We start from the raw sequence: 21,569 nt of genomic DNA, 5'->3' as shown, positions 1-21,569 counted from the left end.
CCTCAGCCCAGCACGAGGCTCGACAGCACCCGGACCCCCACGCCCAGCGCCCGCTCGTCCAGATCGAACGTGGGCTGGTGGATGTCGAGCTGCTCGCCGACGCCCGACCAGACGCCGAGCCGGGCCATCGCGCCGGGAACCTCTTCGAGATACCAGGAGAAGTCCTCGCCGCCGCCGGACTGCGGCGTGTCGGCGAGGGCGTCCGGGCCGACCGTGCGGATGGCGTCCTCGAACATGCGCGTCGACACCTCGTCGTTGACGACGGGCGGGACGCCGCGGCGGTAGTTGAGCTGGTACCGCACCCCGGTGGGCGCGAGCAGACCGTGGACGATCTCCCGGACCAGCGGCTCGAGCATCTCCCACGTCTCGTGATCGCCGGTCCGCACGGTGCCGGTCATCATGCCGGTCTGCGGAATGGCGTTGGGCGCCCGGCCTGCGCTCACGGCACCCCACACCATCACGGTGCCGGTGCGGGGGTCGATCCGCCTGCTGAGCATGCCCGGCAACCCGGTCACGACGGTGCCCAGCGCGAACACGAGGTCGGTGGTCAGGTGCGGACGCGAGGTGTGGCCGCCCGGTGAGTCGAGCACGACCTCGATGGTGTCGGCCGCGGATGTGATCGCGCCGAGCCGCACACCGACCCGGCCGGCCGCGAGCCGCGGATCGCAGTGGAGGGCGAAGATTCGCGACACCCCCTCGAGCCGTCCGGCAGCGACGACCTCGAGCGCACCGCCGGGCATGACCTCCTCGGCGGGCTGGAAGATCAGCCGGACACCCACCGGGAGGTCGGGGATCTCGCTGAGCGCCAGACCGGTTCCCAGCAGGATCGTGGTGTGGGCGTCGTGTCCGCACGCGTGCGACACGCCCGGCACCGTCGACGAGTACGTGGCGCCGGTGAGTTCCTGGAGCGGAAGGGCGTCGATGTCGGCGCGCAACGCGATGCGGGGACCGTTCGACGGTCCGAGATCACACGTGAGGCCCGTTCCGCCGGGCAGCAGTTCGGGCGACAGACCGGCCGCAGCCAGCCGGGTCGCCACGAATTCCGTCGTCGCGTATTCGTGTCGCGCGAGTTCGGGATTGGCGTGGATGTGTCGACGCCACTGGGAGAGTTCGTCGGTGTGAGCGAGAATCCATTTGTCGACTGCCGCGTTCACCGGCGATCAACTCCTTCCAACAACCGCACCCGCTGTGTGTCGTCCGTCGCCGCGCGAACTGCCGTGCGAGCCAGCGCAATCGCTCCGTCGATCACCGCGCGGTCGGCGGACTCGGTGATGCACGCCGCCGCGAACCGAGGCTGATGCGTCACCGCGCCGCCCGAATCGAGGCCGATGACGGGATGAATTCCGGGCAGGACGTTGGTGACGTTGCCCATGTCGGTGCTGCCCAGCGGACGGACGCCCTCCCACTCGAGCGGCAACGGTGTCCGTCCCATGTCGATGATCTGCTCCCGGTACGTCGCGACCAGCCACGGGTCCGGCGTCAGTTCCGTGTACGTGGGCGACACCGTCCGGATCTCGTGCGTGCACCCGGTGGCGAGTGCGCCGGCCGCGAAACACGCCTCCGCGCGTGTCGTCAGCTCGGACAGCGCCCACGCCGTCTCGGCGCGCAGGTAGTAGAGCATTTCGGAGCGTGCGGGAACGATGTTGGGCGCGGTGCCGCCGTCGGAGACGATCCCGTGGATCTGCTGCCCCGGCGAGAGGTGTTGGCGCAGCAGGCCGATCCCGACCTGGGCGACGGTCGCGGCGTCGGCGGCGTTGCGCCCAAACTCCGGTGCGGCTGACGCGTGCGCTTCGCGGCCGGTGAACGTGACCGCGATGTCGGCCAGCGCGAGGGACGTCGCTCCCGTGATGTCGATCGGACCCGGATGCACCATCAGGGCGGCCGCGACGTCGTCGAAGACGCCTTTCTCGAGCATGGCGATCTTTCCGCCGCCGCTCTCCTCGGCGGGCGTGCCGATGACCCGCACAGTGATCCCGAGCCGGTCGGCGACCGTGGCGAGCGCGACGCCGGCACCGACCGCGGACGCCGCGATGATGTTGTGCCCGCACGCGTGACCGATCTCCGGGAGCGCGTCGTACTCGGCGCAGATTCCGATGACGAGGTCGCCGCTGCCGAACGTGGCGTCGAACGCCGTGGGCAGGTCCGCGATGCCCGACTGCACGTCGAACCCGCTGCGTTTGAGCAGTTCGGTGATCTTCGCGACGCTCCGGAACTCCTCGAATGCCAGTTCCGGTTCGTTGTGGATCGAATGGGACAGCGCGATCAGATCGGTCTCGATTGACCTGACCGCCGCCTCGACATCCGCATTCACGTGCTCATTCTCTCACCCGAAGCTGAAGTTGCTCTTGTCCGTCACCGTGGCGAGCGCGGCGAGGGTGTCGTGATGGATTCCGCGCTTGATCCCGGCGAGGTTGGCGCCGCGGGTGGCGGTCAGTGCGGCGGCCCGTGTCACGGCGGCCGCGAGGACGCCGTCCCCGTCCGCGATCTCGTCGACGATGCCCGCGCCGAGCGCGTCCGAACCGCCGTAGCGGCGGCCCGTCGTCATCGCCTCGACCGCGGTCTGCTTGGGCAGACGGGTGTTCAGGAGCGCCGACATCCCCACGGTGAAGGGCATGTTCAGCGACACCTCGGGGAGGCAGTAGAACCCGCGGTCGGCGCGCATGACCCGGAAGTCGTGCGACGTGGCGAGCATCGCGCCGGCACCGAAACTGTGCCCCTGCACGGCGGCGACGGTGGCCATCGGGAACGCGAGGAGGCGGCTGTAGATCGTGTGCACACGGTCGAGGTATTCCGGGAGCTTGTCCGTGTTGGCGAAGATCCACGTGGTGTCCAAACCGTTCGTGAAGAACTTGCCCGTCGCGGTCGTGACCAGTGCGGCGGGACCCTCATGGGCTTCCACCTCGTCCAGCGCGGCGTGGGTGGCGTCGATCCAGTCCGGATGGAAGCGGTTCTCGTTGTCCGTCTGGCCCTCGTTGCCGAGGTTCAGGATGAATACGTCGCCGTCGCGATCGAGATAGGGCATGAGTGGAAGACTATCGCCTCATGGGAACGCCAGACGCCGCGGCCGCCGCGCTCGCCGCGCACACGAACTGCGCCGAACACTCGATCGCCGTCGTCCTCGGATCGGGGTGGAATGCCGCCGCCGACCGGTTCGGCGAATCACTCTGCACCGTCCCGATGGCCGATCTACCGGGGTTCACACCGCCGTCCGCCGCGGGTCACGCCGGAACGATCCGCTCCGTGGAGGTGGGCGGCAAGCGGATCCTCGTTCTGCTCGGCCGCACCCACGCCTACGAGGGCCATCCCCTGTCGTCCGTCGTGCACCCGGTGCGGACGGCCATTGCCGCCGGAGCGACGACCGTCATCCTGACGAACGCGGCCGGCGGAATCCGCGAGGACTTCACCGTCGGACAACCCGTGCTGATCAGCGATCACCTCAACCTCACGGCCCGGTCACCTCTCGTGGGCGCCGAGTTCGTGGACCTCGTCGACGCGTACGACCCCGAACTGCGGACCCTCGCCCGCGACATCGACGGGTCGCTGACCGAAGGCGTCTACGCCGGGCTGCCGGGTCCGCACTACGAGACCCCCGCCGAGATCCGCATGCTGCGGACGATCGGTGCGGACCTCGTCGGCATGTCCACCGTCCACGAGACGATCGCGGCGCGGGCGCTCGGCGCCCGTGTCCTCGGGATCTCGATGGTGACGAATCTCGCGGCCGGCATCACCGGCGAGCACCTGAACCACGAGGAGGTCCTCGCCGCGGGCCGGGCGTCCGCCGACCGCATGGGCGGTCTCCTGCGAGAATTGGTGGAACGCTTATGAACGATGCGATCGCGGACTGGATCGACGCCGATCCCGACCCCGAAACCCGGGCGGAACTCGCGAATCTCTCCGCAGACGAGCTCGCCGACCGATTCGCCGCTCCGCTGAGTTTCGGGACCGCGGGTCTGCGCGGGCCGGTGCGGGCAGGCCCGAACGGCATGAACCTCGCCGTCGTGATCCGCACGACGGCCGGGCTGAGCGCGTGGCTGAAAGACCGGTGCCTGGGCGGCTCCACCGTCGTCGTCGGGCGCGACGCGCGGCACGGATCCGAGAAGTTCGCGGTCGCCGCGGCGGAAGTACTGGCGGCCGCGGGATTCTCGGTCGTCCTCCTCCCCCGCCCGCTCCCCACGCCGATCGTCGCGTTCGCGGTCCGCCGCCTCCGCGCCGCGGCCGGCGTGCAGATCACCGCCTCCCACAACCCCGCCGCCGACAACGGATACAAGGTCTACCTCGACCGCGGCGCCCAGTTGATCTCGCCGTCCGACCGGGAGATCGAAGCATCGATCACCCGGGTCGGGCCGGCGAACCTCGTGCCGCGCACCCCGGTGACACCGGCGTCCGAGGAACTCCTCGACCTCTACGTCGACCGGGTCGCGTCCCTGCCGACGGGACGGTCGCGGACACTGCGCATCGCGCTCACCGCCATGCACGGCGTCGGCGGCGAGACCGCGGTCACCGCACTGAAATCCGCCGGATTCACCGACGTCCACACCGTCGCCGCGCAGTTCCACCCGGACCCGGACTTCCCGACCGTCGAGTTCCCCAATCCCGAGGAGCCGGGGGCCTCGGACGCCGTCCTCGCTCTCGCCGCGGAGGTCGGCGCCGACATCGCGCTGGCCCTCGACCCGGACGCCGACCGGTGCGCGGTCGGCGTGCGCGGACCGGACGGCTGGCGGATGCTCCGCGGCGACGAGACGGGCATCCTGCTCGGCGAGCACGTCCTCGCGTCCGCCCCGGCCGATTCGCTCGTCGCGACGACGATCGTCTCGTCCGCCCTCCTCGGAAAGCTCGCCGAGGCCCGCGGCGCCCGCTTCGCCCGCACCCTCACCGGTTTCAAGTGGCTCGTGCGGGCCGGCGAGGGTCTCGTGTACGCGTACGAGGAAGCGATCGGTCACTGCGTCGACCCGGAGTCGGTGCGCGACAAGGACGGCATCTCCGCCGCGGTGGTGGCCGCCGACCTCGCCGCGACGCTGCGGGCAGAGGGGTCGACACTCCTCGACAGGCTGGACGACTACGCGCTCGAATTCGGGTTGCACGCCGGAGACCAGGTGTCGCGACGTGTCACCGACCTCGCGGACATCACCGCGATGATGCGACGCCTGCGGTCGGATCTGCCTGCCGAACTGGCCGGCGAACCCATCGAGGCCACGGATCTGGCGGAACTGCGGGGGCAGTCCCGCACCGACGCGGTCGTTCTCGCGGGGTCCACCGTCCGGATGGTCGTGCGTCCCTCGGGAACCGAACCCAAGCTCAAGTGCTACCTGGAGGCGGTCGTCCCGGTGCCCGATCGATCGGCGCTACCCACAGCCCGCGAGAGGGCCGCGACCCGGTTGAACCTGTTGCGCGAGTTCGCCGAAGCCCTGTAGCCGAGGAGTCAACGCGGCCCGAACTGACGGTCCCCGGCGTCGCCGAGGCCGGGCACGATGAACGCGTCCTCGTTGAGCCCCTCGTCAACCGCAGCGGTGACGAGTCGCACGGGATGACCCGACGCCGAGAGGGCGGCAACACCTTCGGGCGCCGCCACGACGCACACGGCGGTGACGTCCGTGGCGCCGCGGGCGACGAGCAACTCGATCGTGTGCACCATCGAACCGCCGGTCGCGAGCATCGGGTCGAGGACGTACACCGGGATGCCGGACAGGTCCGCGGGGAGCGACTCGAGGTACGGCACCGGCAGATGCGTCTCCTCGTCCCGGGCCATGCCGACGAAACCGACTCGCGCCTGCGGGATCAGGCTGCTGGCCTGCTCGACCATGCCCAGTCCGGCGCGCAGGACGGGAACGAGTAACGGCGGATGGGTGAGCCGCACCCCGTCGGTCGTGGCGATGGGCGTGACCACGTCGAATGTCTCGACCGGAGCCTCGCGCATCGCCTCGTACACCAACATGTGTGTCAGCCTTCGCAAGGCGGCGCGAAATGTGGCATTGTCGCTGCGCGCATCGCGCATCGTTGTCAGGAGGACCGCTGCGAGCGGGTGGTCGACGACGTGCGTGTTCATTCTCGAAGAATAAGGGGGCGCGGGGCGAGATTTCGCAGGAGAGCAATTCTCGGCGAATCGGGGGCGGAACCGAATCGGGTCTCACCGGCGGCGGGCGCCGTCCAATATGGTGACCGGTTTGACGTCCTCTCGGCCGTGAACGACCGAGACTCCCCTCGGGACTCGCGTCCCGAGGTTCCTGTTTCACAGATAGTTGCCTCCCCGCACTTACGTGCGGGGCGGTCTCACACCATCTCCGCAGGCTGCCACCGTCAGTCCGACGGCCAAAATGTTCTTCGCCGCGTTCACATCCCTGTCGTGGACGACGCCACATCGGCACGTCCACTCCCGCACGGTCAGCGGCATCTCCGAGGCGATTCCCCCACACACCGAGCAGGTCTTCGACGACGGAAAGAACCGGTCGATCGCCACCACCCGCCGCCCATACCAATCGGCCTTGTACTCGACCATGGACCGAAACTCGGACCAACTCGCATCGGAGATCGCCCGCGACAACGACCGATTCTTGGCCATGTTCCGCACACTCAGATCCTCGATGGCGATCACTTGGTTTTCGCGCACCAGTCGAGTGGAGAGTTTGTGCAGATAATCGTGACGCCGATCGGTGATCCGGCCATGTATCTTCGCGACTTTTTGTCGGGCCTTGGCCCGGTTACAGGATCCTTTCTCCTTCTTGGCAAGCACCCGCTGCGCCTTCGCCAGCCGCTTGCGGTCCTTGCGCTCATGACGCGGGTTGGTGATCTTCTCTCCCGTCGAGAGCGTGTAGAGGCTCGTGATCCCGGCGTCGAGCCCGACCACCTGATCGGTCGGCCCGAACTCGGTGATCATGTCCTCGACGAGGATCGAGATGTGGTACTGACCGCGAGCATTGCGCGACACCGTCACCTGCGACGGCGCGGCCCCCTCCGGTAGCGGCCTCGACCACCGAATGTCCAGGGGTTCGGACTGCTTGGCCAACCGGATCCGCCCGCCGCGGTAGGTGAAGCAGTTCGAGTAGTAGGTCGCCGAATCCTTCGACTGGCCCTTCTTCTTGAACTGCGGGTAACGGGTCTGTTTGCGCCAGAACTTGTCGAACGCGCCCTGCAACTGCCGCAGCGACTCCTGCAACGGCCCCTTCGACGGCTCCGACAACCACTCGGTCTCGGTGTCCCGCTTCCATCCGGTGAGCATCTTCGAGGTGTCGCTGTAGGTGACCCGCCGCCGTTCCTGCGACCAGGCACGCGACCGCTCGGCCAACGCCCGGTTGTAGACGTACCGGGTGCATCCGAACGTCCGAGCAAGCTGTTCCGCCTGCACCGCGGTCGGATAGAAGCGGTACTTGAACGCCCGCTTCACCACCCTCCCCGCCATGACTGAGAGACTAACATCCTAAAATTCCAGAGGCAGGGGATCGGCTACCCGGACCTGAAGGACCTGGTTTGCCCCGAAAGATTCACGGATCAAATCCGACTGGGGATGACGATGAACGACTTGAGGGCGGCTACCGCGAGTATCGCCGAGTCGAGCGAGTCCGATCAGGTCACAGCCGCAGTATGACGGGAAAGGCACGCTGACCGATCTCTGGATGGACCACTCCATCTCGACGCTCGACGCCCGCACACTCGCGACGATGATCACGAGCACCACCCAGGAGGCCGCCCGGCTCGCCACCGGACAGCGCACCCGGGGCATGACGACGCTGCAGGACGGGTTCGGGAAGGTGTGACGGTCACTCCCCAGCGAAGTCGACGACCGTCTGACTGAGCGGCATTTCGTCGGTACGGGGTTCCGGAGTGGGCAGATACGTGACGTCCTCGAGCGTCGCGTGCCCTGCCAGGTCGAACGCGTCGAACTCGAACGGCACGCTCTCGGCCAACGCCGGATTCGTGTTGTCCATCAGATGGAAGTGCAGGTGCGGCGCCGTCGACTGTCCGCTGTTGCCGAGTTGACCCACCACCGCCCCTTTCTCGACGTGATCGCCCTCCTTCACCGAGATACTGCCCGGCACGAAGTGGCCGTAGAACGCGTACACGCCGTTCCCGAGGTCCAGGACTATGTGGTTGCCAGTCGCCTCGGTGAGGTTGCGCTCGGGCTGCGGTTCCCCGATCACGTTCTCCTCCTAGCCGTCGAGAACCGAGACGACCTCCGCGTCGGCCACCGCGATCACGTCGGCCCGGCACCCGACGTAGTTCTCCTTGGTGTTGTCGCCCCGGTACGCGAAGCCCTCGCGGTCCACCCCCAGGAAGTCGATCGCGTATCGCTCGAAGTTCAGCAGCCGTCCGTCGACCGACCAGACGCCGCGGCGATGATGGGTGTTGTCGGCGCAGCAGCCTTTTATCGCCGCGCACCCGTCCCCGCGGAGGGGCGGGCCGATCACCGGGACCGTCCCGTCGAAGACCTGGACGGTCACCGAGGTGTCGAGGGTGGCAGGCACGGGACCGCCGGATTCGTCGACCATGCCCGCGAGGCCGGGAATCGGCTGATCCGGCGGCGGCGTCTCCAGCGCACGGACCGAAACCGTCGCCTTCATCCCTGCCGGCACCGGGGTCGCCTCGTCCATGGCGACGTCGACGAAGAAGAAACCGAGCTGGGCCGGCTGCAGGCGATCGGTCGGGGTCGCGTTGTCACCCACGAGGTTCATGTTCGCCGTGACCGACCCGCCCTCGTAGTTCGCGAGGTCGCTGTCCGCTCCGTCGGCCGAGCCGATCTGCACGCGCTGCACGACCAGTGGAACGGCCGCGGTGTTCGTCACGGGGACCTCGAACGTCAGATCGTTCCGACCGTCCGTCGCGGCGACGGGGGACGGGGCGAACGGCATGGACAGCGCGACGGGTGAGGGACCGTCGAGCCGAGCGGTCGACGACAGCCGTTCGGCGCTGGACCATTCAGTCCCCCACTCCGGCGAACCCGACCCGGAGGCGTCTGACGAGCCGCACGCGACCGTCGCCGCGCACATCCCCGGCACTGCGATCAAGGAGACGAACGACCGTCGCCGTCGGGGTCTTCGAGTTACCTCGCCGGTCCGGAACACGCACCCTCCTCGAACGGTTCGACGCAGAGTGAACGTCATGGTAGGGCTCCGATACGCGCCGTTCGCCCCATTGGACCGACTAGGTCGCGGCTGCTGCGACACGGCGGCGACGGGCGCCGGAAACGGTCCGCACACAGCCCGGGTATAACTTTGGCCGCGGGGTCGATAGGCTTCGCGCCATGGCTGGAGATATCGTCCCGATCGAACTCGGTCTCACCGACGGCGACCTCGTGACACTGTGGGCACCACGGTGGCGTGAGGGCGACGACGAGTGGGAAGCATTCCTTGGTCACGAGGAAGACCTCTATGGGTTCGAATCAGTGGCAGAACTCGCTGCCTTCATCCGCACGAACACGGACAACGATCTCGTCGAGCACCCTGCCTGGAGTGTGGTGTCCGGACTGTCCGCCGCCGAGCTCGAGCCCGACGAGAACTTCTGCTTCGATCTGATCGGGGTGCCGGAACTGGCGGCGAGCGACCCCGAGGCCCTCGTCGTGAGCGAACTCGAAGACACGCTCAACATGGTGCGCAACATCGGTGAGGTCTGCGAGCTGGACGCGGTCACCAAGTTCTTCAACGCGAATCCCATTCTCGGCGCGCTGCCCGCAGGCGCCAGCGCATTCGAGGGCCGCGAGGGCGAGGAGCTGTGGGCCCAGATCGGCACCGCCATCGCGAAGGGCTGGGATGACGTCCTCGACGCCGTCGACAACATCGTCGCCACCCCCGAGGTGGACGCCGAGGCCGTAGCCGTCGCCGAGGCCGAACTGGTGGCCGCCGACGAGAACACCGTCGACGTGGACGATGTGGCCGAAGAGGCGGAGGAAGACGAGGAGTTCGTCGCACTCGACCTCGATACCGAGGACGAGGAGGAGGACGACTCGTTCTGGGGTGCGGTGGGTGTCGACCCCGTCAAGATCATCACGTCCGGGGAGACCTACTTCACCCTCCGCTGCTACCTCGACGACGACGCGATCTTCCTCGGGCGTGACGGCGCGATCTTCGTCTTCGCGTCCGAACGCGCGCTGGCCCGCTACCTTGCCGACAACCATGAGCACGCCCTCGCGCAGGTCAGCACGTACGAGGAGATCCAGGTGGCGGCCGTCGACGGGTCGCTCGAGGTCGAGGTCACCGACGAGAACGTGTACGTCTTGCCCGGTCTCGCCGACGACCTGGCCGCGGGCCCGGAGTCCGTCGACGCCGACCAGCTCGACCTCGCCGTCGAATTGTTCACCGATGCAGCCGATTTCGCAGACGACGATTCGGTGGAAACCGCACTCGCGACGTCCGAGCCGCTGGGCTGGTACGTCTCGTTCGTCCTCAACCCGGATCCGACGCGGATGGCGCCCAGCGCACCGTTCGACGCCGAAGCCGAGGCGTGGCGGACGCTCGAGCGGGAGTTCGAGGCCCGCCTGCGGACGGTGTGAGCGCCCGCCCCCGGGGCGCTCAGCCCACCAGCACGGCGAATCCCGGCTTGATCACCTCGTCGATCAACTGCAGCCGCTGATCGAACGGGATGAAGGCCGATTTCATGGCGTTGATGGTGTAGCGCTCGAGATCCGTCCAGCCGTAACCGAACGTCTCGACGAGGCGGAGCATCTCCTGGCTCATGCTGGTGTCGCTCATCAGCCGATTGTCGGTGTTGACGGTCACCCGGAACCGCAGCCGGGCGAGCAGGTCGAACGGATGATTCTCGAGTGCGTCCACGGCCCCGGTCTGGACGTTGGAACTGGGGCACAATTCCAGGGGAATCCTCTTGTCCCGCACATAGTTCGCGAGCGCGCCCAGCACCGGGACGCCGTCGTCGCCGATCGTGATGTCGTCGGTGATCCGGACCCCGTGTCCGAGCCGGTCCGTCCCGCAGAACGCGATGGCCTCGTGAATGGACGGCAGACCGAACGCCTCACCCGCGTGAATGGTGAAGTGTGCATTGCTGCCCCGCATGTACTCGAAGGCGTCGAGGTGGCGGCTGGGCGGATTCCCGGCCTCGGCGCCGGCGATGTCGAACCCGACGACACCGCGGTCCCGGAACCGGATCGCCAGTTCCGCGATTTCCCGGGACCGTGCCGCGTGCCGCATCGCGGTGAGCAGGACGCCGATCCGGATGTTCTGACCGCGCACTTCCGCCGCCGACTCCCCGGCCTCGAATCCGAGCAGGACCTGTTCCACCACCTCGTCCAGGGTCAGCCCCTCTTCGAGGTGCTGCTCCGGGGCGAACCTGACCTCGGCGTAGACCACCCCGTCGCCGGCGAGGTCCTCGGCGCATTCGCGGGCGACGCGTTCGAGCCCTGCGGGTGTCTGCATGACCGCGACCGTGTGGGCGAACGTCTCGAGGTATCTCTCGAGCGAACCGCTGTCGGCGGCCTCCCGGAACCACGTGGCGAGCGCGGGCGCGGTGTCGGCGGGCAGCGCGTCGTAGCCGCAGTCGCGGGCGAGTTCGAGGACCGTCTCGGGCCGGAGACCTCCGTCGAGATGGTCGTGCAGCAACACCTTCGGCGCTCGGCGCAGGGCCGACAGATCCAGTGCGGTCATGCGTCGACGTTAGCGTGAGGGATCCTCTATCCGCTCGATGACGAGCGGCGTGGCCACCGACGGCGCGTCGGCCACGACGGTCCAGGCTTCGGAAAGTGCGGCTTTCGCCGCGGCGAACCGTTCGGGCGTGTCGGTGTGCAGCGTGACGAGCGGGGTGCCCACCGACACCGTCTCCCCCGGCTTCGCGTGCAACTCGATGCCCGCCCCCGCCTGCACCGGCTCGCCCTGTCGCGCCCGACCCGCGCCGAGCCGCCATGCGGCGAGCCCGACCGCCATGGCGTCGAGACCGCACACCACCCCGTCCGACTCGGACAGCAGCACCTCGGTGTGCCGGGCCGTCGGCAGAGGCGCGTCGGGGTCGCCGCCCTGGGCGGCGATCATCCTCCGCCAGCGATCCATGGCGGACCCGTCCCGCAGTTTGTCGGCGGGGTCGACACCGTCGATTCCGGCCGCCTTCAACATTTCTCGCGCGAGCTCGAGAGTGAGTTCCACGACGTCGGACGGGCCGCCCCCGGCGAGCACCTCCAACGATTCCCGCACCTCCAGCGCATTGCCCGCCGTGTGGCCGAGTGGCGCGTCCATCGCCGTGAGCAACGCCATGGTCCGCACTCCGGCGTCGTTCCCGAGGTCGACCATCGTCTGGGCGAGTTCGCGCGCGTCGTCGAGCTTCTTCATGAACGCACCCGACCCGACCTTGACGTCGAGCACGAGCGCGCCGGTGCCCTCGGCGATCTTCTTGCTCATGATCGAGCTGGCGATGAGGGGAATCGACTCGACCGTCCCGGTGACATCGCGGAGCGCGTACAACCGCCGGTCCGCCGGTGCCAGGTCCGAGCCCGCGGCGCACACGACGGCTCCGACGGCGGGATCGGACAGGATCTCGGCCATCTCGGAGGTGTCGAGGTCGGCGCGCCAGCCGGGGATCGACTCGAGCTTGTCGAGGGTTCCGCCGGTGTGACCCAGCCCGCGTCCCGACAGTTGCGGTACCGCGGCGCCGCACGCGGCGACCAGCGGCGCGAGCGGGAGCGTGATCTTGTCGCCGACACCACCCGTCGAGTGCTTGTCCACGGTGGGGCGGCCGAGGTGGGTGAAGTCGAGGCGGCGACCGGACGAGATCATCGCCGTGGTCCAGCGGCTCACCTCCTCGCGCGTCATCCCGCGGAAGTAGATCGCCATGGCCAGCGCCGACATCTGCTCGTCGGCCACGACTCCCCGGGTGAATGCCTCGACCACCCAGTCGATCTCTGCACCGGACAGTTCCCTACCGTCGCGCTTGGCGGCGATGATCGACGAGGCGTCATGCATGGCTGATTCTCCCCTTCTCCTCCGGACCGAAAGCGTCCGGCAGCAGCTGTTCCAATGGGCGCACGCCGGCCCGGTGGTCGACGAGCAGTGCGGGGCCGCCGTGCTCGAAGAGAATCTGCCGGCAGCGTCCGCACGGCATGAGTATGTCGCCACTCGCGTCACAGCAGGTGAAGGCGATTAATCGCCCGCCACCTCCGGCAAATAAGTTACCGACCAGTACACACTCGGCGCAGAGCCCCAACCCGTATGAGACATTTTCCACATTGCATCCGACGACGATTCGTCCATCGTCCACCAGCGCCGCCGCTCCCACCGCGAAGCCCGAGTAGGGCGCGTAGGCCCGGCCCATCACCTCATGCGCGTTGGCGCGCAACAGTTTCCAATCGATCTCGACCATAGTTTCCCATCCAATCACGTGGGCTGAATGGATGCAGAGATTCGCCCGCGACGACCCAGTTCGTATTGGAGAGGCAAACCTAACTTCATTTGCGGGGGGCGTACGAACCCCGACTCGAATTAGTTCCCCCGTTTCCGTTGGGTTTAGAGTTCAGAGAAGTCGGTTCAGGATCACGTCGGGTCCCTAGTTGTGGTATGTCCGCAACGCTGCGCAGACTCGACACGTCCACCAATGACGTTGGAGGCACAGCACTCGATGAGTACTACGACTGAAGCCGCTCCGGCCAAGGAGCGCACACGGTCGCTTTACCGGGGCGACCCCGGAATGTGGTCCTGGGTTTTGCACCGGATCACAGGCGTAATGACGTTCTTCTTCCTATTCGTGCACGTGCTGGATACCGCGCTGGTGCGCGTGAATCCCGACACGTACGACAGTGTCATCGAGACCTACAAGAACCCGATCGTCGGGCTCATGGAGCTCGCGCTCGTCGCCGCGGTGCTGTACCACGCACTGAACGGTGTCCGGGTGATGCTGGTGGACTTCTGGTCCAAGGGACCGCAGTACCAGCGCCTGATGCTCTGGGTAATCCTCGCGATCTGGTTCCTGGTGATGATCCCGGGCGCCGGCCGCATCTTCTACAACATGTTTGCGGGGCACTGACATGACGACAGAAGCCAAGAGTCTCGGCAAGACCTACGACCGTCCCGCCAGCCTGGACAACCCGCGCTCTCCGCGCCGGACCTCGAAGAACAACTTCGAGCTGTACGCCTGGCTGTTCATGCGGTTCTCCGGACTCGCACTGATCTTCCTCGTGCTCGGCCACCTCTTCATCATGCTGATGCTCGACGACGGTGTGCACCGCATCAACTTCGCGTTCGTCGCAGGCCGCTGGTCCAGCCCGTTCTGGCAGTTCTGGGACCTCACCATGCTGTGGCTTGCCCAGCTGCACGGCGGAAACGGACTCCGCACGGTCATCGCGGACTACTCCCGCAAGGACTCCACGCGCTTCTGGCTGACCACGATCCTCGTTCTCTCGATGATCCTGATCATGGGCCTCGGCACGTACGTCATCTTCACCTTCGACCCCAATATCTCGGCGAGCTAGGGGAGCACAGACTTCATGCAGGAACACCGTTATGACGTGGTCATCGTCGGCGCCGGCGGCGCCGGCATGCGCGCAGCGATCGAGGCCGGTCCCCGCGCCCGCACCGCGGTACTGACCAAGCTCTACCCCACCCGCAGCCACACCGGCGCGGCCCAGGGCGGCATGTGCGCCGCGCTGGCGAACGTGGAGGAAGACAACTGGGAGTGGCACACCTTCGACACGGTCAAGGGCGGCGACTACCTCGCCGACCAGGACGCCGTCGAGATCATGGCCAAGGAGGCCATCGACGCGGTGCTCGACCTCGAGAAGATGGGTCTGCCGTTCAACCGCACGCCCGAGGGCAAGATCGACCAGCGTCGTTTCGGTGGTCACACCCGCGATCACGGTAAGGCCCCCGTGCGCCGCGCATGTTATGCCGCGGACCGCACCGGTCACATGATCCTGCAGACGCTCTACCAGAACTGCGTCAAGCACGACGTCGAGTTCTTCAACGAGTTCTACGCCCTCGACATCGCGATCACCGAGACGGAGAACGGCCCGGTCGCCACCGGCGTCATCGCCTACGAGCTGGCCACCGGCGAGATCCACGTCTTCCACGCGAAGTCCATCGTGTTCGCCACCGGCGGCTCGGGACGCATGTACAAGACGACGTCCAACGCGCACACCCTCACCGGTGACGGCATGGGCATCATCTTCCGCAAGGGCCTTCCGCTGGAGGACATGGAATTCCACCAGTTCCATCCCACAGGCCTGGCCGGACTCGGCATCCTCATCTCCGAGGCCGTGCGCGGTGAGGGCGGCATCCTCCGTAACGCCGACGGCGAACGGTTCATGGAGCGCTACGCCCCCACCATCAAGGACCTCGCCCCCCGTGACATCGTCGCGCGGTCGATGGTCCTCGAGGTCCTCGAGGGACGCGGCGCGGGACCGAACAAGGACTACGTCTACATCGACGTGACCCACATCCCCGAGGAAGTCCTCGACGAGAAGCTCCCCGACATCATGGAGTTCTCCCGCACCTACCTCGGTGTGGACCCGGTGAAGGAACCGGTGCCGGTGTACCCCACCTGCCACTACGTCATGGGCGGCATCCCCACCCGGATCAACGGTGAGGTCCTGCGCAACAACGACGAGATCGTCCAGGGCCTGTACGCCGCCGGCGAGTGCGCCTGCGTCTCCGTCCACGGCGCGAACCGTCTCGGCACCAACTCGCTGCTCGACATCAACGTCTTCGGACGCCGCGCCGGCATCGCCGCCGCCGAGCACGCCAACAACAGCGAGTTCGTCGACATGCCCGAGGCGCCCGAGAAGATGGTCGACGACTGGATGGCCACCATCCTGTCGGACCACGGTCACGAGCGTGTCGCGGACATCCGCAGCGAGCTGCAGCAGTCCATGGACAACAACGCCTCGGTGTTCCGTACCGAAGAGCGCCTCACCCAGGCCCTCGAGGACGTGCGCGCCCTCAAGGAGCGCTACAACCACATCACGGTGCAGGACAAGGGCAAGCGCTACAACAGCGACCTGCTCGAGGCCGTCGAGCTCGGCTTCCTCCTCGAAATGGCGGAGGTCACCGTCGTCGGCGCGCTGAACCGCAAGGAATCGCGCGGCGGCCACGCCCGCGAGGACTACCCGGACCGCAACGACGCCGAGTACATGAAGCACACGATGGCATACAAGGAGGGCGACGGCCTGCTCTCCGACATCCGTCTCGACTACAAGCCGGTAGTCCAGACCCGCTACGAGCCGATGGAGCGTAAGTACTGATGAGCGCACCTGCAGTCGACAAGAGCGAGAACAAGTCGGATCTCCCTCCCGTGCCCGAGGGCGCCGTCATGGTCACCCTCAAGATCGCGCGGATGAACCCGGAGTCCGGCGAGGGCCAGCACTGGGACAGCTTCCAGGTTCCGGCTCTGCCGACGGACCGCATGCTGAACCTGCTCCTGTACGTGAAGGGCTACCTCGACGGCACCCTGACGTTCCGCCGCAGTTGCGCCCACGGCGTGTGCGGTTCGGACGCGATGCGGATCAACGGCGTCAACCGTCTGGCCTGCAAGCTCCTCATGAAGGACATGCTGCCCAAGGACGGCAAGCCGGTCACGATCACCGTCGAGCCCATCAAGGGCCTGCCGGTGGAGAAGGACCTCGTCGTCGACATGGAGCCCTTCTTCGACGCGTTCCGCGCCGTGAAGCCGTTCCTCATCACCACCGGCAACGAGCCCACCCGTGAGCGCATCCAGTCGCAGCACGACCGGGCACGTTTCGACGACACCACCAAGTGCATCCTGTGCGCCTGCTGCACCACGTCGTGCCCGGTGTACTGGAGCGACGGCAGCTACTTCGGTCCCGCCGCCATCGTCAACGCTCACCGGTTCATCTTCGACAGCCGTGACGAGGGTGCGTCGGAGCGTCTCGACATCCTCAACGACAAGGACGGTGTCTGGCGTTGCCGGACCACGTTCAACTGCACCGACGCGTGCCCCCGTGGCATCCAGGTGACGAAGGCGATTCAGGAAGTCAAGCGCGCGCTGCTCTTCGCACGCTGACCCCAGGTCTGCCGAGCACGTTCCAGGGCGCCCCCGACCACACCGGCCGGGGGCGCCCTGCGTCGTGTCCAACCTCACTGTCCGAGCGGTCCCGCGGTGAAATCTCCGCGCTAGTGTCGAGAACAGATGCTCCCGACGGACAGCGAGGTTCACCCATGGCGCAGTCGCCCAGTCCCGCAGTGGTCACGGTCACCGGAGCGGCAGGCAGCATCGGCTACGCGGCGCTGTTCCGGATCGCCGCAGGCGAGATGCTCGGCCCCGACACCCCGATTCGGCTGCGGCTCTTGGAGATTCCGTCCGCCGTGTCCGCCGCCGAAGGTACCGCGATGGAGCTCGACGACAGCGCCTTCCCCCTGCTCCGCGACATCGAGGTCCACGACGACCCGAAGCGGGGCTTCGACGGCACCGACGTGGCGCTCCTCATCGGGTCACGTCCCCGGTCCAAGGGTATGGAGCGTGGCGACCTGCTGGCCGCGAACGGGCAGATCTTCACCGTGCAGGGCCGGGCGATCAACCAGGTTGCCGCGGACGGAGTCCGGGTGCTGGTCGTGGGCAACCCGGCCAACACCAACGCGCTGGTCGCCGCGAACAACGCCCCCGACATCCCTGCCGAGCGATTCACGGCGCTGACCCGGCTCGACCACAACCGCGCGATCGCCCAGCTGGCACGGCACTCCGGCGCCGCGGTGAAGGACATCAGCCGCGTCGCGATCTGGGGCAACCACTCGAGCAGCCAGTACCCCGACATCTTCCATGCGAGGGTCGGCGACCGGTCCGGTGCCGAGTTCGCCGCCGACCGCGAATGGCTCACCGGCGACTTCATTCCCACGGTCGCGAACCGTGGCAGCGCGATCATCGAGGCTCGCGGCGCATCCTCCGCGGCCTCCGCCGCCAACGCCGCGATCGACCACGTGCACGACTGGGTGCTCGGCACCCCCGAGGACGACTGGACGTCCGTGGCGCTGCCCTCCACCGGCGCGTACGGCGTGCCGGAGGGACTGGTGAGCTCGTTCCCGGTTCGCTCGGTCGGCGGGTCGTGGCAGATCGTGGACGGGCTGGAGATCGACGATTTCTCGCGGAAGCGGATCGACGCGTCGGTCGCGGAACTCGAATCCGAGCGCGACGCCGTCCGGGGTATGGGTTTCATCTGATCCGGCGTCCGTCTCCCGGAACGGTCGCGCGGACGTCACGAAATCGTGTCGACACGTGTCCGTTTTCGGAAGTCGGCCGGTCGTCGCATACGCTGCCTCTTCGATGATGTGGCGTCGAGTGTGTACCGCGGTCGTGTCCGGAACCCTGCTGGCCGGACTCTCGGTGAGTGCTGCCGGGGCGATTCCGCCTGCAGTGCCCTCCTCCCCCACCGCCACACCGTTCACTACCCCGAACACCGACAACTGCCCCAACAGGTCGGCCCCCGCGCCTGCGATCGACCTGTCCGAGGTACCCCAGCCGGGTGATCCGACCCCGAGCGCCGTGTCGGTGCCCGACGAGCCGGTGGGCGGGTCGAAGCTGGCCGAGTGCGGGGTGATCCTTCCCGACGATGCGCCCGCGGTGCCCGCCGACATCGCGGCGTCCGGCTGGGTGGTCGCGGACATCGACACCGGCGACGTGCTTGCGGCGAAGGACCCGCACGGCCGGTACCGGCCGGCGAGCACCATCAAGATGCTGCTGGCTCTCGTGGCGCTGGGCGAACTGGATCTCGACAAGACCGTGACCGCCACCGCCGAGGACGCTGCGGTGGAGGGCAGCGCGGTCGGGATCGGCAAGAACGGTCAGTACACGAACCGGCAGCTGATGCAGGGCCTGGTGATGGCGTCGGGGAACGACGCCGCCCACCTCCTCGCCCGGCAACTCGGCGGCGACGCCGCCACGGTCGACAAGATGAACCACCTCGCCGACACCCTCGGCGCGCACGACACGCGGACCGCGACGCCGTCGGGGCTCGACGGCCCCGGCATGAGCAGCTCGCCGTTCGACCTCGCGCTCATCTTCCACACCGCGATGAAGAACCCGACGTTCGCGGAGCTGATCTCGACCGAGACGGTGCAGTTCCCGGGCTTCCCGAAGGACCCGGCGATCCCGGACGATCAGGACCGGCCCCCGTTCGCACTGGCCAACGACAATCAGCTGCTCTACAACTACGACGGCGCGCTGGGCGGCAAGACCGGATTCACCGACGACGCCCGCCACACGTACGTCGGCGGCGCCGATCACGACGGTCGCCGCCTGATGGTGACGTTGATGGGCGCCGAGGCCCAGCCGATCCGGCCGTGGGAACAGGCGGCTCGACTGCTGGACTACGGTTTCGCCCTCGACCGCGACGCCCAGGTGGGGTCACTCGAGGACCTGTATCCGGCCGACGAGGGCGCTGCGGCGGTGCTTGCCGCACCGCCGCAACAGGATTCGGCCGCTGCGACGAGTTCCGTCGTCGCGTCGGGTTCCGACCACCCCGACAACACGCTGGCCCTGCGGGCGGGTGTGGGGATCGTCGGGGCGGCCGTCGTCCTGGTGCTGGTGCTCTGCGCACGCCGGCTGTCCCGCAGGCGCTGACGGGCAGCGGCCGTCTCAGCGTTTGTTGCGGGTCAGCAGTCCGGACAACCCGAGCGCCGCGACGGCGCCCACACCCACCAGGGCGAGTCCCCCACGCACGCCCGGCCCCTCGTGCACCTCGATCCGGGGGTTGATGACGGCCGGATCCGGCGGCGGCACATAGGCGAGCGCGAGGCTGGCGCGGGTGGTCGCGGCCCACGCCGTCGAGAAGAGCAACATCCGGCACGTCAGGTAGATGAATACGAGCAGACCGATGATCGGACCGAACGCCACACCGGCGGGACCTGCAGTGACGGCCGAGAGGTAGATGGCACCGACCTGCTTGAAGATCTCGAACACCACGGCCGCGAGCAGTGCCGCCTTGAGCGCACTGCGGAATGTCACGGGCTCTCGCGGCAGTCGGGCGATCACCCAGGCGAACACCGCCCACGTCGCGACCAGCGTCACCACGGTCGACAGCGCTCGCAACCCGGCGTCGATCCCGGTCACGTCGTCGAGGTTGAGCACCTCGACGACCGTTCGAGCCACCGGACCGCTGCTCAGCGCAGAGGATCCGAGAGAGACCACCATCGCCAGACCCAGCCCGAGCAGCGCGGCCGCGTCGCCCAGCTTGGTCCGGACGAATCCCTTCGACTCACGCTGGCTCTCCCACATCGCCGTCAGCGCGTCGCGCAGGTTCGCCATCCACCCGAGTCCCGCGTAGGCGGCACCGAGCAGACCGAGAACACCCACGCTGGCACGGGACGCGATCGCCGAATCGATGACCGTGTTGAGCGTGTCACCCAGACTTCCGGGAACGTTCTTGGTGATGCTGTCCTGCAGTTCCTGCAGCAATTCCGGCTGACCGGCGAGGACGAAACCGGCGATGGCGAACGCGACCATCAGGATCGGAATCAGTGCGAGCACACTGAAATACGTGATCCCCGCCGCGTAATAGTCGCCCTTCTGCTGCTGGTACCGCTGTGCGGCCCGCATCAGATGGTCGAACCAGGGGCGCGCTGGCCGCTGCTTGTCGAGAAAACTCGGTTCGTCAGCCACAGTGCTCATCCCTTCGGTGTCAGAAACCCAACCTTCTCGTACACGGCCGCCAGAGTCTGCGACGACACCTCACGGGCGCGGTGAGCACCGGCGGCGATGATCCGATCGAGTTCTGCCTCGTCCGCGAGGTACCCCTCCACCTTCGCTTTCAACGGTGTCACGAACTCGGCGAGGACATCGGCCGTATCGGTTTTCAGGTCGCCGTACCCCTTGCCCTCGTACCCGGCCACCAACGTCTCGACCGGAGTCCCGGACAGTGCGGACTGGATGGTGAGCAGGTTGCTCACACCGGGCTTGGCCTGCGGGTCGTAGCGGATCTCCCGCTCGTTGTCGGTGACCGCGGACTTGATCTTCTTCGCCGACACCTTCGGGTCGTCGAGGAGGTTGATCAGGCCGGCGGGGCTCGGCCCGGACTTGCTCATCTTCGACGTCGGATCCTGCAGGTCGTAGATCTTGGCGGTGCCCTTGATGATCTGGGCCTCGGGAATCACGAACGCCTTCCCGAACCGGGTGTTGAACCGCTGAGCGAGGTCACGGGCCAGTTCGAGATGCTGACGCTGGTCCTCGCCGACGGGGACCCGCTGCGGGCGGTAGAGCAGGATGTCGGCAGCCATCAGCACCGGATACGTGAACAGGCCGACGCTCGCGTTCTCACTGCCTTGTTTCGCCGACTTGTCCTTGAATTGCGTCATCCGGCTCGCTTCACCGAAACCGGTGATGCAGTTGAGGACCCACGCCAGCTGCGCGTGCTCGGGCACCTGGCTCTGCACGAACAGCGTGGCACGGTCGGGGTCGATTCCGAGCGCCAGCAGCTGCGCCGCCGCGATCTTCGTACGACGGCGCAGCTCCTTCGGGTCCTGCGCCACCGTGATCGCGTGCAGGTCCGGGATGAAGTAGAACGCGTCGAAGTCGTCCTGCAGAGGCACCCACTGTTGCAGGGCACCCAGGAGGTTGCCGAGGTGGAACGAGTCGGCGGTGGGCTGGATGCCGGAGAGCACCCGCGGTTTCACGGTGGGCTTCTGAGCTGCAGGGGTCGACATGAGTAC

General features: G+C 67.6%; 22 protein-coding genes. 10 read left to right on the top strand and 12 right to left on the bottom strand.

The window, feature by feature from the left end; translation table 11 throughout:
- Positions 1–2: 2 nt before the first annotated feature.
- The 3 genes from CJ177_RS04600 to CJ177_RS04590 are packed head-to-tail and all read right to left on the bottom strand — an operon-like array spanning position 3 to position 3,022.
- Positions 3–1,154 carry a M20 family metallopeptidase gene (locus CJ177_RS04600; RefSeq protein WP_061698309.1) on the bottom strand — a complete coding sequence of 384 codons (1,152 nt, stop codon included), beginning with the start codon at positions 1,152–1,154 and terminating at the stop codon, positions 3–5.
- Complete coding sequence (locus CJ177_RS04595) at positions 1,151–2,311, bottom strand: M20 family metallopeptidase (protein WP_095867343.1); 1,161 nt, start codon at positions 2,309–2,311, stop codon at positions 1,151–1,153. Before CJ177_RS04595 ends, CJ177_RS04600 begins: the two co-directional genes overlap by 4 nt.
- 12 nt (positions 2,312–2,323) lie before the next feature.
- A complete protein-coding gene (locus CJ177_RS04590) occupies positions 2,324–3,022 on the bottom strand; it encodes an enoyl-CoA hydratase-related protein (protein WP_095867342.1) in 699 nt (232 codons plus the stop codon).
- A gap of 20 nt (positions 3,023–3,042) precedes the next feature.
- Between CJ177_RS04590 and CJ177_RS04585 the strand changes: the two genes are divergently transcribed.
- Complete coding sequence (locus CJ177_RS04585) at positions 3,043–3,825, top strand: purine-nucleoside phosphorylase (RefSeq protein WP_095867455.1); 783 nt, start codon at positions 3,043–3,045, stop codon at positions 3,823–3,825.
- A complete protein-coding gene (locus CJ177_RS04580) occupies positions 3,822–5,411 on the top strand; it encodes a phospho-sugar mutase (protein ID WP_095867341.1) in 1,590 nt (529 codons plus the stop codon). The genes CJ177_RS04585 and CJ177_RS04580 overlap by 4 nt, the downstream gene beginning before the upstream one ends.
- A gap of 8 nt (positions 5,412–5,419) precedes the next feature.
- Here CJ177_RS04580 and upp read toward each other — a convergent pair whose 3' ends face one another.
- Entirely contained in the window at positions 5,420–6,043 is a 624-nt protein-coding gene (gene upp / locus CJ177_RS04575; RefSeq protein ID WP_095867340.1) for a uracil phosphoribosyltransferase, read from the bottom strand.
- Between the two features lie 207 nt (positions 6,044–6,250).
- Positions 6,251–7,393, bottom strand: coding sequence for an RNA-guided endonuclease TnpB family protein (locus CJ177_RS04570; protein WP_095867339.1), 1,143 nt, complete (start codon positions 7,391–7,393; stop codon positions 6,251–6,253).
- Between the two features lie 214 nt (positions 7,394–7,607).
- Between CJ177_RS04570 and CJ177_RS04565 the strand changes: the two genes are divergently transcribed.
- Entirely contained in the window at positions 7,608–7,748 is a 141-nt protein-coding gene (locus CJ177_RS04565; RefSeq protein WP_257014378.1) for a hypothetical protein, read from the top strand.
- Positions 7,749–7,751: 3 nt separating this feature from the next.
- Here the strand turns inward: CJ177_RS04565 and CJ177_RS48085 are convergent, their stop codons facing one another.
- Together CJ177_RS48085 and CJ177_RS04560 are read right to left on the bottom strand one after the other, a co-directional pair.
- Positions 7,752–8,132: a M23 family metallopeptidase gene (locus tag CJ177_RS48085; protein ID WP_257014377.1), complete on the bottom strand. Its 381-nt coding sequence runs from the start codon at positions 8,130–8,132 to the stop codon at positions 7,752–7,754.
- A gap of 9 nt (positions 8,133–8,141) precedes the next feature.
- Positions 8,142–8,996: a hypothetical protein gene (locus CJ177_RS04560; protein ID WP_257014376.1), complete on the bottom strand. Its 855-nt coding sequence runs from the start codon at positions 8,994–8,996 to the stop codon at positions 8,142–8,144.
- 236 nt (positions 8,997–9,232) lie between these two features.
- Between CJ177_RS04560 and CJ177_RS04555 the strand changes: the two genes are divergently transcribed.
- Positions 9,233–10,477, top strand: coding sequence for a primosomal protein (locus tag CJ177_RS04555; RefSeq protein WP_095867338.1), 1,245 nt, complete (start codon positions 9,233–9,235; stop codon positions 10,475–10,477).
- 19 nt (positions 10,478–10,496) lie between these two features.
- On the opposite strand, the gene CJ177_RS04550 is transcribed toward CJ177_RS04555, so the two are convergent.
- From CJ177_RS04550 to CJ177_RS04540, 3 genes are read right to left on the bottom strand one after another with little or no spacing between them, the layout of a single operon-like run.
- Positions 10,497–11,582, bottom strand: a complete 1,086-nt coding sequence (locus CJ177_RS04550) for an adenosine deaminase (protein ID WP_005239892.1) — start codon at positions 11,580–11,582, stop codon at positions 10,497–10,499.
- Between the two features lie 9 nt (positions 11,583–11,591).
- Positions 11,592–12,887: a thymidine phosphorylase gene (locus CJ177_RS04545; protein ID WP_005239891.1), complete on the bottom strand. Its 1,296-nt coding sequence runs from the start codon at positions 12,885–12,887 to the stop codon at positions 11,592–11,594.
- Positions 12,880–13,284 carry a cytidine deaminase gene (locus CJ177_RS04540; protein ID WP_005239890.1) on the bottom strand — a complete coding sequence of 135 codons (405 nt, stop codon included), beginning with the start codon at positions 13,282–13,284 and terminating at the stop codon, positions 12,880–12,882. Before CJ177_RS04540 ends, CJ177_RS04545 begins: the two co-directional genes overlap by 8 nt.
- A gap of 255 nt (positions 13,285–13,539) precedes the next feature.
- Between CJ177_RS04540 and sdhC the strand changes: the two genes are divergently transcribed.
- The 6 genes from sdhC to CJ177_RS04510 all read left to right on the top strand — a co-directional run bounded on the left by sdhC (position 13,540) and on the right by CJ177_RS04510 (position 19,485).
- On the top strand, positions 13,540–13,944 hold the full coding sequence (gene sdhC, locus CJ177_RS04535) for a succinate dehydrogenase, cytochrome b556 subunit (protein ID WP_005239889.1): 405 nt from the start codon (positions 13,540–13,542) through the stop codon (positions 13,942–13,944).
- A gap of 1 nt (position 13,945) precedes the next feature.
- Positions 13,946–14,389 carry a succinate dehydrogenase hydrophobic membrane anchor subunit gene (locus CJ177_RS04530; RefSeq protein WP_005239887.1) on the top strand — a complete coding sequence of 148 codons (444 nt, stop codon included), beginning with the start codon at positions 13,946–13,948 and terminating at the stop codon, positions 14,387–14,389.
- A gap of 15 nt (positions 14,390–14,404) precedes the next feature.
- Positions 14,405–16,156 carry a succinate dehydrogenase flavoprotein subunit gene (gene sdhA, locus CJ177_RS04525; RefSeq protein ID WP_005564176.1) on the top strand — a complete coding sequence of 584 codons (1,752 nt, stop codon included), beginning with the start codon at positions 14,405–14,407 and terminating at the stop codon, positions 16,154–16,156.
- A complete protein-coding gene (locus tag CJ177_RS04520) occupies positions 16,156–16,935 on the top strand; it encodes a succinate dehydrogenase iron-sulfur subunit (RefSeq protein ID WP_005256985.1) in 780 nt (259 codons plus the stop codon). The genes sdhA and CJ177_RS04520 overlap by 1 nt, the downstream gene beginning before the upstream one ends.
- Positions 16,936–17,090: 155 nt before the next feature.
- The gene (locus CJ177_RS04515) at positions 17,091–18,086 is read left to right on the top strand and encodes a malate dehydrogenase (protein WP_005239876.1); all 996 of its coding nucleotides are present in this window, start codon (positions 17,091–17,093) and stop codon (positions 18,084–18,086) included.
- Between the two features lie 118 nt (positions 18,087–18,204).
- Positions 18,205–19,485, top strand: coding sequence for a D-alanyl-D-alanine carboxypeptidase family protein (locus CJ177_RS04510; RefSeq protein WP_005239875.1), 1,281 nt, complete (start codon positions 18,205–18,207; stop codon positions 19,483–19,485).
- A 15-nt stretch (positions 19,486–19,500) separates the two neighbouring features.
- Here the strand turns inward: CJ177_RS04510 and yhjD are convergent, their stop codons facing one another.
- Entirely contained in the window at positions 19,501–20,532 is a 1,032-nt protein-coding gene (gene yhjD / locus CJ177_RS04505; protein ID WP_095867337.1) for an inner membrane protein YhjD, read from the bottom strand.
- Positions 20,529–21,563, bottom strand: a complete 1,035-nt coding sequence (gene trpS, locus CJ177_RS04500; protein ID WP_005239873.1) for a tryptophan--tRNA ligase — start codon at positions 21,561–21,563, stop codon at positions 20,529–20,531. Before trpS ends, yhjD begins: the two co-directional genes overlap by 4 nt.
- Positions 21,564–21,569: the final 6 nt, after the last annotated feature.

This window comes from Rhodococcus sp. ACPA1 (genome assembly GCF_002300195.1).
In the GTDB taxonomy this organism is placed as follows: Bacteria; Actinomycetota; Actinomycetes; order Mycobacteriales; family Mycobacteriaceae; genus Rhodococcus_F; species Rhodococcus_F opacus.
The sequence above is the reverse complement of the archived record's forward strand: the minus strand, read 5'-3'. Positions and strand labels throughout refer to the sequence as shown.